The following is a 13638-nucleotide window of genomic DNA, read 5'->3' on the forward strand; positions in this document are numbered from 1 at the left end:
GATAATCTCCTTTACTGGGAAGGCGTCGCAAGCCTGCCCCCCGCATCGCGGAAGAACTTGAAGAACTCCGAATCAGGCGAAAGAACCAGCGTCGTGTCGGGCGTTTCCAGCGCCTCACGATAAGCCGCCATCGAACGATAAAAGGCAAAGAAGCCTGGATCTTTCGAGGCAGACTGCGCGAAGATTTCACTGCGCTGGGCTTCACCTTCACCGCGAAGGATTTCTGATTCCCTGCGCGCTTCGGCAAGCGTTTCGACAACCTGGCGATCGGCAACCGCGCGAATACGCTGTGCTGCTTCACGACCACGCGCGCGCAGACGCTCTGCTTCCGCCAGACGTTCCGCCTTCATGCGGTCGTAAGTCTGCTGCGAAACTTCCGCTGTCAAATCCGTACGGCGAATGCGGACATCAGCGATGGTCAGGCCAAGCGACGTCGCATCCGGACGAAGCTGGTTGGCCACTTCACGCATCATGTCGCCGCGCTCTTCGGAAAGAGCGGCTTCAAAGCCACGCTGACCGTAGACGCTACGCAGCGAGGCATCAAGGCGTGTGCGCAGGCGCTGTTCGGCCAGAAGCGTGCTACCGGAAACCGTACGGCGGAACTTGCGCGCATCGGTGATGCGATAGACAAGAAATGCATCCACATCGTAGAATTTACCGCCCGAAACCTGCACGCGAATATCATCGAGATCGAAACGCCGCAGGCGATCATCGACCATCTGCACCGTGTCGGCATCAAGAAAACCGAAAGGCAGTTTGAAATAAATGCCTGGCTCAGTTTCTACATCCACGATCTGACCAAAGCGCATCACGATGGCCTGCTGGCGTTCGTTAACAACGAAAATCGAAGAGTAAACCAGAAGGATGACGAGGGCGACGATACCGCCAATGATCGGAAGCCTGTTCTGGGCCATTATTGATTACCTCCGCCAGTTGTCGTCGTTGTCGTCGCGCCCGTACCTGTATTCGTACCCGTACGCGGCGGTTGCTGGCGCATGAGTTCATTGAGAGGCAAATAAGGCACAATATCCTTTCCGGGTTCCACGATAACCTTCTTGGTACTTTTGAGTACCTCTTCCATGGTCTCCAGGAAGAGACGATTACGGGTAACTTCCGGCGCCTTTTGATATTCGCCGCGAACCGAATCGAAACGCTGCGCTTCACCTTCAGCTTCCTGTACGACACGATTCTTGTATGCCGCAGCCTCTTCACGAAGCTGGGCCGCCTCACCGCGTGCCTGACCGAGCCGCTGATTGGAATACTGGTTGGCTTCTTCTACGAAGCGGTCTTCGTCCTGTTCGGCACGCTGCACTTCGTCAAACGCGTCCGCCACTTCGCGCGGCGGTGCAGCATCTTCGATGGAAACGGCATTGACCTGGATACCAGCACCGTAAGTGTCGAGGGTTGCCTGAACGATGTCCTTCACGCTTGCAGCAATCGCTGCACGATTATCGCGGAACACATCCTGCGCTGGCCTGCGGCCGACGATTTCACGGATCGCGCTTTCTGAAACCTGCTGCACCATGGCGTCGGGATTATCGACATTGAACAGATATGCTCGCGGGTCCGAAACACGATAAAGCACCGAGAACTGAACATTGACGATGTTCTGATCGCCAGTGAGCATAAGACCCTGCGTGTCAGTACGCGAACCCTGCCCACCGATATTGGTCTGCTTTTCGACGATCTGCGCCTTTTCATAGGTTTCGATTGGCCACCAATGGAAGTGTAGTCCCGGCTCCGAGACCTCCTCCTTGGGTTTGCCGAAACGCAGCTCGACTGCCAGTTCGTCGGGCTGCACGGTATATATGGACTGGAAAAGCCACAGACCCAGCACAGCAGCGCCGATCAGGAAATAGACCGGCTTATTACTGCCGCCCTTTCCGCCACCGCCGCCGGGGAAAACCCGCTTCAGACGATCCTGGCCTTTGCGAAGAATATCCTCAAGGTCAGGTGGGGTGTTCTGCCCACCGCCACGAGGCCCCTTCGGTCCCTGCCCCCAAGGGCCGCCATTATTATTGTTGTCGCCGCCGCCGCCCCACGGGCCGCCGCCGCCATTCTGATTACTCCAGGGCATCCTCACCTCTCGTCCGGGAGACGGAAAGCAAGGGCCACCTCCCATCATCAATTAATGTTTCCGTTTTATAGGCATCGCGAGGGTCGCTTTCAACGCAAGACGGCGAATTTCATGCGTAATAATTTACCCGGCTTGTCGTTCATACAGAATATAGCGCGTTGAGTGGCTATCCTTTTCACCGCTTGGCACGTCTTCGCTCGACACAATCCGCCATTGCACCGAATCGATTTGCGGGAAATACGTGTCCCCCTCAATATGCGCCAGAACGCGCGTGAGATGCACCCGGTCCGCCAGAGGCAGCGCCTGCGCATAGATCTTGCCGCCGCCAATAATGAAGATTTCATCGGTGCTCGCTTCTTGCGCGAGCCTGCTTCCAAGATCGACCGCATCTTCAAGAGATCGCGCAACCCCTGCGCCGTTTGCCACAAAAGCTGCATCTCGCGTCACCACGATATTGGGGCGCCCCGGCAAGGGCCGGCCGATGGATTCCCACGTCCTGCGCCCCATGATCACCGGCTTGCCAAGCGTGAGCGCCTTGAACCGTTTCAGATCGGTGGACAGACGCCACGGCATATCATTGTCACGCCCGATAACGTTATTTTCGGAAGCAGCCACGATGATGGATATGGTCGGCTTATCAGAAGTCATGAGATCATACCGCGATGGGGGCCTTGATTGTCGGATCGGCCTCATAGCCTTCAAGCTGAAAATCCTCAAAGCGGAAGGCAAAGAGGTCTTTCACATCCGGATTGATGCGCATTACGGGCAGTTTTTTCGGCGTGCGGGTCAGTTGCAGCCGCGCCTGCTCGAAATGATTGGAATAAATATGCGCGTCACCAAACGTATGAACAAAGTCGCCCGGCTTCAAACCTGCCACTTGCGCAATCATCATCGTCAGCAGCGCATAGGAGGCGATATTGAATGGCACACCGAGAAAAATATCGGCTGATCGCTGATAAAGCTGGCAGGATAACCTGTCTTCAGACACATAGAACTGAAACAGGCAATGGCATGGCGGCAGCGCCATCTCATCGACCAAAGCCGGGTTCCATGCTGAAACGATCAGACGTCGCGAATTAGGGTTTTCGCGCAACATATTCAAAAGTGAAGCAATCTGGTCGATATGGCGTCCGTTCGGCGCTGGCCATGAGCGCCACTGATAGCCGTAGACCGGGCCGAGATCGCCATTTTCATCGGCCCATTCATCCCAGATCGAAATGCCGTTCTCCTTGAGATAGCCGATATTGGTATCGCCTTTCAGGAACCACAGCAATTCGTGGATGATCGAGCGCAGATGCAGTTTCTTGGTGGTCAGGGCTGGGAAGCCTTCCGCAAGATCGAAACGCATCTGATAGCCGAATACCGAACGCGTGCCGGTTCCGGTCCGGTCGCTGCGGTCGGCGCCATTATCGAGCACATGCTGGAGAAGATCGAGATAGCTGCGCATAATTTTCCCAGTATCGATTCGTTTCATCCACAATATAGGAAAAACCCCGGCACGATGCGCCGGGGTTCCGAATTCAACAGCCAACTTATGGCTTGCGATCAGAGATCGCCGAGTTTGCCGAGTTGCTTCGCAACCAGATAATAGAAGGTGACGCGATGCTTGTTGCGGTCGCCCTTCATGACTTCCGCCACATGCGCGACCACTTCATCACCCTTGGCTTCGTCGGCAATGCCGAGCTTCTTGGCCACCCAGTTCGTGCGAACACGCTTCAATTCTTCCGGGTCGGATGCCGAAACGAGCGAGGAGTCGCGATTGCGCAACGCAATGCCGAGATGCTTGACAATCTTTTCGACGACAGCTTCATCAGCGCCAGCATCGTAACGACGGACATCCGCGAGGTATTCACTCATATATCCACTCTCCTTCGATTGGGGGATCTGCCCCGTTTCAGCCTTCGCCACAGCCGCGCGATTTTCAATCACTGCCAGCCTGTTTTGATAATGTGGTGAGGATTGACCACCCTGCACGGGCTGTCAATGAAAAATGAACGCACAAGGCGATCGTCCCTCTCTCCTTATGGGCTGTTAAAATATATCCACCCTCTTCCATTCGCGGCAAGGCACGCCTATATAAGCAGTGCTGGCGCAAGCCAGATATGGCGATAAATGGACGATGTAATAAACCCATTGGACCCGGGGGCGGTACCCGGCGCCTCCACCACAACACAAGTCACTTGTAAAAGTGGGTTGTGCTGCGGCGGGGGCGAAACAGGATCGACAAGGGTGTAAAGATCGATCTTTTGCTCGGCATGATACCACCGTTATCGGGTCAATTGAGTAGTTGCAAATGACAACAAAGCTCAGGGTTACGCTCTCGCTGCCTAATGGCGGTGCGGGAAACCCGCTCTAAGTCCTTAGGGTTAGCACCTTAAGGCGGGGTTCGGAGGCACCTGGCAACAGAAGCCTCCACTTTTCCATTCCCTCACTTCATACGGTTGCTGTTTCTTCGATACCTCGCTCTTCTCCGCTTGAAAAAACGATCAGCGTGAGCACGAAAGCCATCAACGCACAGGTTGCGATTCCTCCGATCATCGGCAGGGCCGAGCCGTCGAAAAACGCCCCAGTAATGCCGATCGCAACACCCCCGATCACAAAATGCAACGTTCCCAGAAGCGCCGAAGCCGTACCGGCGATTTCACCATATTCCTCAAGGGCCAACACTGCCGTCGTCGGTATCACAAGGCCGAGAAAACCATAGCCTACAAACAGAAACCCCGCGATTAGCCACAATGACTGGTGCCCCATGAGTACGGCTGTAAACATAGCCAGCATCGTTGCCGCAAAGCCTGACACCGCCACGCGAACCACCCGCTTCAATCCGAAGCGCGCACCGAGCCATCCATTCAGCTGCGACGCACCGAAGAACGACACCGCATTAGCCGAGAACGCCAGCGCGTACTGCTCCGGCGTCAGGCCGTAATGGTTAATCAACACGAAGGATGAGTTCGCCAGATAGACGAAGAATGACGCCACGCCAAACCCGCCAATGCAGATAAGACCGATGAAATAACGATCTTTCAGCAGACGACCGTAACCGCGCAGCGCACTGCTGATACTGCTTTCGAGCCGGGCTTCGGCACCACGCGTTTCCTTGAGCGACGTAGCGACCAGAACAAGGCCAACCAGTGCTGCGACCAGAATTGCCCAGAAGACGCCGCGCCAGCCGACAAAACCGATTAGCACCGATCCCGTCAATGGCGCAAGAATTGGCGAAATCGAGAAGACGAGCATCAGCAGCGACATCAACCGCGCCGCATCCACTCCCCGGTGTAGATCGCGCACGATAGCACGCGGAATGACCGCTCCCGCCGCAGCTCCCACACCTTGCAGCAACCGAAACAGCACCAATATATCTATATCCGTTGCAAGGGCGGAACCGACGCTGCCAATAGCAAAAAGACCTAAGCCACCATAAAGTGGGAGCTTGCGCCCAACCATATCGGAGAGTGGGCCGCAGAAAAGCTGCGCAATCGCCAGCGCAAGGAAGAAAACCAGCAAGCTCATCTGAACCGCGCTGGTTTCTGCGCGCAAATCTAGCGCGATCGTCGGCAACGCCGGCAAATACATGTCGATGGCGAAAGGGCCAATAGCGGACAAAAGTCCAAGAATAGCTGCATTGCGCACAAGACCGGGAGCCATAGGGGAGCGCTTTCATCAATGTTTCGTGAGTCGCTCGTTACAATCTGGGTCCCGGCATCACTTGGGAGGATGGAAAAGCCGAAGAGCCTATACTGCAATGAGACTTACTATCCTCATGTTATCGCTGCCTGATTTCAAATCGATGGGCAATACTCACCCGTTGGTCGCAATTCAAAAACCTGAAGCAGGATCTCATTATGGACAGAATGTCAAAGCTGATTTGACACATTTGTCAAATTAGACACTGTTGTCCAAATCGTCAAGCCATCGTATGCTGTATTTATGAAACCTACTGACATGATCGATATAGCCGCCCTGCCCGGCACGAATATCACTCCCGCCAAGGGCGCAAAAGCCGCCCCGGCACGACCGGGACAGTGCACGAAGCGCGACTTCATCCTTTGCGCTGCAGCCCGTATTTTTTATCGTGATGGTTTTCAGGGAGCAAGTATTGACCTTATTGCAAGCGAGGCCAGCGTCTCGCGGCAAACAATTTACAATCACTACCGCGACAAGGAAATTCTTCTGGCGGCTGTTGTTGATGATGCGCTGGACAGGATGACAGCGAGCCTGTTTGAAGTACTCGCAACTTTCCCTCAGTCGGGCGAAAACCTCGAAGCAGACCTCATCGACTTTGCGATAAAAATGAATCGTCATTGCGTTTTTGATTCATCGAGCACCTTTCTTCGCAAACTCATGCAATCGGCCCATGAGGCGCTGCCATTGAACGCCAATATCTGCCGCAACAAGGGTCCGGCTCAGGCAATGCCTGCTATTGCAGCGCATCTGTCGCGCCTCGCCCTTGCCGGCAAATTGAATATCGACGACCCCGATCTTGCAGCCCGTCATTATCTGGCGCTTATCAATGCCGATATTCATCACCATCTGCTGACAGGACAGGGCATCGACGACGCTATCATCGAAAAAAGTTCGATCAATGGCGTGCGGACTTTTCTGATGGCTTTTGGAAAATGTCGCCCCAGCTCTCTGTAACAGCCAACATTGGCAATATTTTCATGACATAATTGTTGCTTCCTGTCAGAACCAACTTGACATCAACCTACGAATCCGTGGGATAAGCAAACCATGGTACAGGATCTTATCCGTTACGATATTTTAGCTCAGGAAGCCCTGCGCGGCGTCATTCGCAAGGTACTTGCGGAAGTGGCGACGACCGGCTTGCCGGGAAACCATCATTTCTTCATCACGTTCCTGACGGGAGCGCCTGGTGTACGGATTTCATCGCGCCTCAAGGAGAAATACCCTGAGCAGATGACAGTAGTGTTGCAGCATCAATTCTGGGACATGCTGGTTACGGATCAGCTTTTTGAAGTCGGTCTGTCTTTTGGAGATATCCCTGAAAAACTCACCGTTCCCTTTTCGGCCATTCGCGGCTTCTATGACCCATCGGTGAATTTCGAACTGGAATTCGACGTGTCCGTCATCCAACCGACCAGTGACAATGACGAGGGCGACGAAGTCTCCTCGATCGAGCTTATTCCATCCGAGGAAACACCCGAAAAGCCGCAGAAATCGAAATCCCGGCCACGCAAGACCGCTGCCGAAAAGGAAAATGCGGCCAAAAAGGCCAAGGAAACGACGGGCGAGCAGGAAAAGACGCCAAAATCTTCCGCCGATGTTGTTTCGCTGGATGCATTTCGCAAAAAATAACGCAATTTTCGCAAAGCAAAGCAGGATTTACGCCTTTGAAGTAGCGGCAGGCATTCATGAGTGAAATCGTCAATCTGCAGCAATTCAAGAAGAAAAAGGCCCGCGCTTCCAAGGAACAGCAGGCCGAGCAAAACCGCGTCCTGTTCGGCAGAACCAAAGCCGAAAAAGAGTTTGCCTGCAAAGAAATGCGCAAAACTGAGCAGTTTCTTACATCCAACCGGCTGGACCCCGACGATAAACCGGATGAAGGCAAGTGAGCGCTGCTGCTCGCTTGCGCAAGCGTTCTGTAAGCATTCACGGCCACGCCACAAGCTACACGCTTGAAGACCCCTTTTATGAAATTATCGAAGAGATTGCCCGCGATCGAGAATTATCTGTTTCAGCCCTTGTGGCGGAAGTCGACGGGCAGCGTGATCGGGCGATAAATCTTTCCTCCGCCCTGCGTCTGCAGGTGCTCGAATGGCTGAAATCGAAACTCCCGGATGAGGATTGATTTCGCCTTCACGGCTACTGTAAATCAGGCAAAGGCTCCAGCGGCTGATCAAGGCTTTTCAAAAAATCAGTCAGGGATTGCCCCTCTTGTCCGAGCAGCGGTTGCTCTTGCGGTGCGGTGGATTGTTGCAATTCCAGGGCGCGCCGCTCCTCTTCTTCCTGTGCTTTTCGCGCGGCCTGCGCGTGCGCTTCAGCCCGACGGCGCGCCTCTTCTTGCTGCAACGAGCGCTCCCGTTCGGCGGCATCAGCCAAAAACAGATCGAGTTGGCGCCGCAAATTCTGCTTTTCCATGATACTTGCCTGCATGGCTTCGACTCGCTCCTGCTCGCGCTCCAGCGCGCGCTGCGTCAAGTATTGCACCAACGGCTGATGATCGAACTCGATTTGCGGCTGCTCATAAGTGCCAGCTATCGAATAACGCAGATAGGGGGCATTACCGGACTCCGCACTTTCCCTGAAAGAAAAAATGCCGCCGCCGCTCAAGCCCATCTTGGCAAGATCAAGCTGCATATCGCCCGCAAGCGAAACGCTGGCGCCATTGAGTTCGAAGGGAGCCATCCGGGCGACGCCACCAGCCATAGTAAAATCAAACCGGATATTTCCTCCGTTGAAACGTCCCTGACCCGTCGCTTTGCTGGCAATGGCAGCAAATTGCCTGGCATCCGGCGCAGCGGCTCCATCAAGCCGGTCACCCAATGCGTCAGCAGCCGTGATCATGGCCGGATAGGCCGTCCCGTCAAACCCGTTGACGACAAAGTTTTCCACATCGATGCTGCCCGAACCGGTAAGAGAGGAAACCAGATCAGCAAGGCTTCCGCCGCTGCCATTGAGCGTCAGCGCCGCCTTGATCGTTCCTGCAAAGGGGCTGGTACCATCAGGCAGCCGGTAAACATTCGCCAGATCCGCACCGCTCCATTTCATATCCGAAGTCAGCAAGGCCACCTTCTCATTATTGCGTAGAGAAACACTACCTACCAGATAGCCTCCGGCCCAATTGCCCGTCAATTCGCTCAGGCTCAGGCTGTCCATGCCTTTCTGGAGTCGGGTGGAAAAGTCGGAAATCGTTCCAAACTCGTCCATATGCGCCTGCGCCACATTAAGCTTCATGTCGATGAGCAGCGGCAATGACGGTCGCACGGCAAATGTGCCCCCCGGCCAGATCGACCGCGCGTTGCTCTTTACAGGCGCAAGGGCATCCTGCCCCAGCATGATCGCAACAAGACTGTCCATGTCGAGTGTTTCAAGCTTCGCCTCACCTTTCAACTGCGGCAGGCCGCTATCGGTAAAATTGGCTTCAATACGGGCCGTGACACTCTCGCCGCCAAGCTTGCCGGAAAAATTCGGAAAGCGGAGAAAACCCTTGGCGAACTGGAAGTCACTCGAAAGTTCGGCCGACAGCCCTTCACCGAAGCCGGGCAAGACATAACCGACCGTGGCAATGAAAGGCTGTAAATCGGCGGCTTTCAGCTGCGCCTTGCCGCTGGCAGCCACATCACCCCCGACCAACGACAGAATGCCATCAGCAACAGCCGTGCCGTCAGGCGCCGTAAGTGTAAGCTGCGTGCGCATGCCCGCGCTCGGCGCGCCCTGCATGGTCAGATCGGCCGTCAATTCGCCGGCAAGACCGAGCGGCAAAGCTGGCAGGCCAAGCAAAGCCAACACTGTTTCGCCATTATCCGATGTCGCGGTGCCATTGAGCTGCATCTGCATCGGGTCGTTTTCAGTGCTGCCGCCGCTTGAGGTTCCCGACAGGTCGAGCTTCATGCCACCGGTGTGGCCCGATATACTGAATGAAAACTCGCCGCCATTGGCCGCAGACTTTGCCGAACCGTTACGACGTGGGCTTTTATTGCCGTTAACGCTATCCACCACGCCATTATCGGCCCCAGCTTTGGGCGCAGCAACGGCATTGGCGATGATATTGATTTGACTGTCTTCGAACAGGCCCGGATAGTTGTCTGCTCGCGCCGAAAGCGTGCGAAAGAACGGAACCTGTGGGTGGCGATGTGCCATCAGAGTTATGAAATGCGCGAGATCGCCGGAAAGTACCGTCGCATCGAGAGTGCCGGAAGGGGCTGCGGCAAATGGTTCATAAGCGCCCGTCGCCGTCAACGTCGCGCCTGCGACATCGCTGATCATCAGACGGTCAAAATCGAAACGGCCGTTACTCACACGGACAGCCAGATCCACATTCTGCGCTTCCATATCCTCATATTGCACCGGCCCCCCTTTGAAAGCGATGCCGAGCGCCTGCCCTTCCAGCAAGGACACGCCCTGACCGCGCATGAAAAAGCCGGTAAATGCCTTCAGCGCATCACTGTTCACCGCACCGCTATTGAGGTCAAGCGTGATCACGGGCTCCGCTGCGCCAGCAACTTCCCGGAGAAAGCTTCCCTTGAGTGAAGTTGTACCAAGCCCGATTTCCAGATTATCAATCCGCTGCATGCCCTTGCGCAGATCAACCTTGCCCGAAAAACCGGCGCTATCGAGCTTGCGGATCGATTCATCAACCGTCTCATTGAGCCAAGAGGCAAGCCCCGAAGGCTGGCGCGAGGCGACCAGCATCTCACCAGCGAAGCCGAAATCGCGGCCCACCGACAGCCTGCCCTTGGCTTCTACTTTCGTGCGCCCCGGCAGATCGGCAGCAAATTGACGGATATTCCAGCCATTTCCATCCGGCTCAGCGCGAACCGTGACCTCGCGGATCGTGGTACCCCCGGCAATCACCGCGGGCAGACGCAAGTTCACTCTACCGGGAATAGCCGGTATCGGCAATTGTTCGAGCATGCTGTGCACCAGCGCAAAACGATCGCCGAGTGGCATCGGCGCAACTGTCTGCTGGTCTTTCGGGCTCTCGACCGGCCCCCAGAAAATCTGCTGCCCATCCGCGCTGATCTCAAAACGTGGCGTATCGCCATAGTCTATCAACGCCTTGCCGTTCACCACGTAGGGATTATCCGCCGGCCCCTGTTCCATACGGAACTCGCTTGCTTCAAAGTGATCCTTGTCGGCGTTGAATTTCCCGGCCACGCGCACATCACTGAAAAAGGGCTTTTCGGCTGCAGCTTCCTGGCTTTTGTCATTGAGCGTATCCGCCGAGCGAAGCGAAAAATCGCCCGCATAATGCAGACGTCCATCTTCCAGCTTTACGTCGCCATCGGTCTCGAAGGCAGCGGGAATCGCATCGGGTGAAATGCGCAACCGAAGACGTAACGAGCCATCCGGCTTGGCTTCACCACTGCTTAAATCGAGTGCCAGCCCGCGCCCGGAGACATTCACCGTTCCCTTGGCCTTCCACGGGCCTGACAGCCTGCTTGCGGAAAGAACCGCATTGAGTGCCGAAGCGGTATGAATGCGTCCGCTTGCTTCATCGCGAAGCGTCACCGTGCCATTATCGATCGAAAGGCGTTCCACCTTGATCTGGGCGGGATCAATTGGCGTCGACGGACGGAAGGCCCAGTCGACCCTGCCGTCCTTATCAAGCGAAATATTGACGCGCGGACGCTCCATACGCATATCGTAAATGAGCAATTGCCCGCGCAAAAACGGCATCAGTTCCGCATCCATGGAAAACGTATCAACGCTCATCACCGGATGTTCTGCATCCGCGCCCACCCGCACATCGGAGAAAGCTAGCGACGGAAAGGGCAGCAGGCGCACGCTGACATCGCCCGTCACCTGAACGGGACGGCCCAGAATATGGCCCGCCTCACGCTCGAATTCGGCTCGATAGCCGCTCCAATCGACGAAAGGTGGCACTACGAGCGCTGCTGTCAAAAGCAGCACGAGCAGTCCGCCGACAATGACGAATATGCGGCCCAAGGAAGAGCTCCGGTCAAAAGTAAATTTACATCCCACGAAACGGGCGCTGAATCACGCTGTTTGTAGCACCGCAACATAAAGGCATCGGTTCGGCGACAACAAGGCAAAACACCACTTTACCGTACGGAATCACGGCCATCCTGAATCACATTCTGATAAATATGGCTCAAGGGGCTGATTTGAATCGCAAATTCTGCTTTCCGGTCGCTGCTCCAGTCAGGCTTTCGCCAGAGCCAGTGCCGCCGCATCCTGTCGCAAATGCTCGGCTACCGCCCGCACCACCAGATTATGGTCCTCGCGCTGCGGCAATCCTGAAACGATAGCCGCACCGATCACACCGGCACCGGATACGCGGATAGGAAAGCCCCCGCCGGCAAGCGCATAATCGGCGACATCGAGCGCCTTGTGCGGTGCGAACATGCGGTCATCGCGATCCTGTTCCAGAACAAGCCGGTAGCTGGAAGCGTGAAACCGGCGCACGACATTGAACTTGCGGCGCAGCCATTCCTGATTATCAGCGGTAGCGCCAGCCGTGGAGGTGTAAAATAGCCGCCGGTCCCAAAGCGAAATATCGACCGCAATAACGAGCTTTTCTTTCAAGGCGGCATCACGAATAAGTTGCCCCAGCGCAAACGCCTCGTTCTCATCGAAAGACGGGAAAATCAGCGCCTGCTCCTGCCGAATGATCTGCTTGATATCATCACTTTGTGCCACGCCCGGTTCTCCCCGAAAAAACGCATTTACACTTCTTGTGCGCCGTCCTTCACGCGATTGCAATAAAGGATGGACGCCATCAAACTTGATTGATGGAACACAAGCGGCTAGTGGAGCCTTATGGTTCAGACTCCCAATATGGATACGCCCCTGACGGGCGAAAAAATACCGGATTTTGTGGAAACCGCCGTGTTCAAGCGCGACGTGTTTTCCGAAACGCGTGCGGGCTATTTCGCAGGCGCTCCCGACACGCGCATTATCCGCCGTGTGGTCAGCGCCGCACCATGGTGGTCCAGGCCTCTGGCCTGGGTTCTCGCGCGGCGTGAAATCCGCGGCCTCAAGCTCGTTCGCGGCATCGAAGGCGTTCCGCAGCTGATAGCAACCGACCGCGACGGACTTTACCGCTCGTGGACGGAAGGCACGCCGCTTCATCTGGCCCGCCCCGCCGATCCGAAATGGTATCGCACGGCGCACCGTATCCTGCGCGACATGCGCCGCCTCGGAGTCACGCACAACGACCTCGCCAAACCGCAGAACTGGCTGATGACGCCGGAAGGCGAAGCCGCTGTTATCGATTTCCAGCTGGCAAGCGCCCATCGCCGTCGCGGCGCTTTCTACCGCCTGATGGCCTACGAGGATTTCCGGCATCTCATCAAGCAGAAGCGCGCCTTCGCCAACCATCTGATGACGCCGACCGAAAAGCGCATTCTGGCGCGTCGTTCGCTGCCTTCCCGCATCTGGCTTGCCACTGGCAAGAAGGTGTATAACTTCGTCACACGCGGCATCTTCAACTGGTCCGACGGCGAAGGCACCGGCGACCGTATGGATAATGAAGGCCCTGCAATTCTCGCAGCCCTCAAATCCGATCCGCGCGTGAAGGATGTGGCCCTGATGCTCTATTCCCTGCCCGCAAAGGGCGTGGGTATCTATGCTTTCGTGGAAACGCTCAACGCCGATGAAAAAAGCCTGCGCGCACGCCTGAAAGGCCAGAAGGTGGAGCTCATCCAGCCGGTAGCGCATCTCCCGCGCCGGGCGGATGGTACGATCCGCGACGATGTTCTGCGGTTGATCGCCATGAACCAGATGACCGAACTCGACGATCTTCTGAACCGCGAGCCGAATCTGCGCGGCCTGGTCGAGGCGCTGGCCGCCCACCGGCTGAATTTTACCGACCGGCGTGTCACCCAGCTTGAGTAATTTAACGCTTTCGCTGGTCT

Annotated in this window: 13 protein-coding genes and 1 other RNA gene; 6 read left to right on the forward strand and 8 right to left on the reverse strand. The window is 55.9% G+C overall.

Annotated features, from left to right (window positions below; translation table 11 throughout):
- Positions 1-11: 11 nt before the first annotated feature.
- The 5 genes from hflC to KUG47_RS10405 all read right to left on the reverse strand — a co-directional run bounded on the left by hflC (position 12) and on the right by KUG47_RS10405 (position 3934).
- Positions 12-914 (reverse strand): protease modulator HflC, encoded by a 903-nt coding sequence (gene hflC, locus KUG47_RS10385; protein WP_217677900.1) that lies wholly within the window; start codon positions 912-914, stop codon positions 12-14.
- The gene (hflK, locus tag KUG47_RS10390) at positions 914-2077 is read right to left on the reverse strand and encodes an FtsH protease activity modulator HflK (RefSeq protein WP_217677901.1); all 1164 of its coding nucleotides are present in this window, start codon (positions 2075-2077) and stop codon (positions 914-916) included. Before hflK ends, hflC begins: the two co-directional genes overlap by 1 nt.
- A gap of 123 nt (positions 2078-2200) precedes the next feature.
- A complete protein-coding gene (locus KUG47_RS10395; RefSeq protein WP_217677902.1) occupies positions 2201-2725 on the reverse strand; it encodes a dihydrofolate reductase in 525 nt (174 codons plus the stop codon).
- A 4-nt stretch (positions 2726-2729) separates the two neighbouring features.
- On the reverse strand, positions 2730-3524 hold the full coding sequence (locus tag KUG47_RS10400; protein ID WP_217677903.1) for a thymidylate synthase: 795 nt from the start codon (positions 3522-3524) through the stop codon (positions 2730-2732).
- Between the two features lie 98 nt (positions 3525-3622).
- Positions 3623-3934, reverse strand: a complete 312-nt coding sequence (locus KUG47_RS10405; RefSeq protein ID WP_217677904.1) for a DUF2853 family protein — start codon at positions 3932-3934, stop codon at positions 3623-3625.
- A gap of 189 nt (positions 3935-4123) precedes the next feature.
- Between KUG47_RS10405 and ssrA the strand changes: the two genes are divergently transcribed.
- Positions 4124-4494: a transfer-messenger RNA gene (gene ssrA, locus KUG47_RS10410) on the forward strand.
- 16 nt (positions 4495-4510) lie between these two features.
- Here the strand turns inward: ssrA and KUG47_RS10415 are convergent.
- The gene (locus KUG47_RS10415; protein ID WP_217677905.1) at positions 4511-5722 is read right to left on the reverse strand and encodes a multidrug effflux MFS transporter; all 1212 of its coding nucleotides are present in this window, start codon (positions 5720-5722) and stop codon (positions 4511-4513) included.
- 282 nt (positions 5723-6004) lie between these two features.
- Here KUG47_RS10415 and KUG47_RS10420 point away from each other — a divergent pair, with 282 nt between their 5' ends.
- The 4 genes from KUG47_RS10420 to KUG47_RS10435 all read left to right on the forward strand — a co-directional run bounded on the left by KUG47_RS10420 (position 6005) and on the right by KUG47_RS10435 (position 7886).
- Positions 6005-6715 (forward strand): TetR/AcrR family transcriptional regulator, encoded by a 711-nt coding sequence (locus KUG47_RS10420; RefSeq protein ID WP_217677906.1) that lies wholly within the window; start codon positions 6005-6007, stop codon positions 6713-6715.
- 93 nt (positions 6716-6808) lie between these two features.
- Positions 6809-7393 carry an SspB family protein gene (locus KUG47_RS10425; protein ID WP_217677907.1) on the forward strand — a complete coding sequence of 195 codons (585 nt, stop codon included), beginning with the start codon at positions 6809-6811 and terminating at the stop codon, positions 7391-7393.
- Between the two features lie 56 nt (positions 7394-7449).
- Positions 7450-7650 (forward strand): DUF4169 family protein, encoded by a 201-nt coding sequence (locus KUG47_RS10430; RefSeq protein WP_217677908.1) that lies wholly within the window; start codon positions 7450-7452, stop codon positions 7648-7650.
- Entirely contained in the window at positions 7647-7886 is a 240-nt protein-coding gene (locus KUG47_RS10435) for a ribbon-helix-helix domain-containing protein (RefSeq protein WP_217677909.1), read from the forward strand. Before KUG47_RS10430 ends, KUG47_RS10435 begins: the two co-directional genes overlap by 4 nt.
- A gap of 14 nt (positions 7887-7900) precedes the next feature.
- Here the strand turns inward: KUG47_RS10435 and KUG47_RS10440 are convergent, their stop codons facing one another.
- Positions 7901-11707, reverse strand: a complete 3807-nt coding sequence (locus KUG47_RS10440) for an AsmA family protein (RefSeq protein ID WP_217677910.1) — start codon at positions 11705-11707, stop codon at positions 7901-7903.
- A 216-nt stretch (positions 11708-11923) separates the two neighbouring features.
- On the reverse strand, positions 11924-12421 hold the full coding sequence (locus KUG47_RS10445) for a heme-degrading domain-containing protein (RefSeq protein ID WP_217677911.1): 498 nt from the start codon (positions 12419-12421) through the stop codon (positions 11924-11926).
- A gap of 120 nt (positions 12422-12541) precedes the next feature.
- On the opposite strand from KUG47_RS10445, the gene KUG47_RS10450 reads away from it, so the two are divergent.
- Positions 12542-13618 (forward strand): serine/threonine protein kinase, encoded by a 1077-nt coding sequence (locus tag KUG47_RS10450; RefSeq protein ID WP_185918973.1) that lies wholly within the window; start codon positions 12542-12544, stop codon positions 13616-13618.
- The last annotated feature ends 20 nt before the right edge of the window (positions 13619-13638 follow it).

Source organism: Falsochrobactrum tianjinense (genome assembly GCF_019100495.1).
Classification (GTDB): domain Bacteria; phylum Pseudomonadota; class Alphaproteobacteria; order Rhizobiales; family Rhizobiaceae; genus Brucella; species Brucella tianjinense.

Bases quoted from the DNA above. Each gene is read 5' to 3' on its own strand.
- KUG47_RS10400 (WP_217677903.1), bottom strand. From the start codon at position 3,524: ATGCGCAGCTATCTCGATCTTCTCCAGCATGTGCTCGATAATGGCGCC.
- hflK (WP_217677901.1), bottom strand. From the start codon at position 2,077: ATGCCCTGGAGTAATCAGAATGGCGGCGGCGGCCCGTGGGGCGGCGGC.
- KUG47_RS10395 (WP_217677902.1), bottom strand. From the start codon at position 2,725: ATGACTTCTGATAAGCCGACCATATCCATCATCGTGGCTGCTTCCGAA.
- KUG47_RS10405 (WP_217677904.1), bottom strand. From the start codon at position 3,934: ATGAGTGAATACCTCGCGGATGTCCGTCGTTACGATGCTGGCGCTGAT.
- KUG47_RS10450 (WP_185918973.1), top strand. From the start codon at position 12,542: ATGGTTCAGACTCCCAATATGGATACGCCCCTGACGGGCGAAAAAATA.
- KUG47_RS10425 (WP_217677907.1), top strand. From the start codon at position 6,809: ATGGTACAGGATCTTATCCGTTACGATATTTTAGCTCAGGAAGCCCTG.
- KUG47_RS10420 (WP_217677906.1), top strand. From the start codon at position 6,005: ATGAAACCTACTGACATGATCGATATAGCCGCCCTGCCCGGCACGAAT.
- KUG47_RS10430 (WP_217677908.1), top strand. From the start codon at position 7,450: ATGAGTGAAATCGTCAATCTGCAGCAATTCAAGAAGAAAAAGGCCCGC.
- KUG47_RS10415 (WP_217677905.1), bottom strand. From the start codon at position 5,722: ATGGCTCCCGGTCTTGTGCGCAATGCAGCTATTCTTGGACTTTTGTCC.
- hflC (WP_217677900.1), bottom strand. From the start codon at position 914: ATGGCCCAGAACAGGCTTCCGATCATTGGCGGTATCGTCGCCCTCGTC.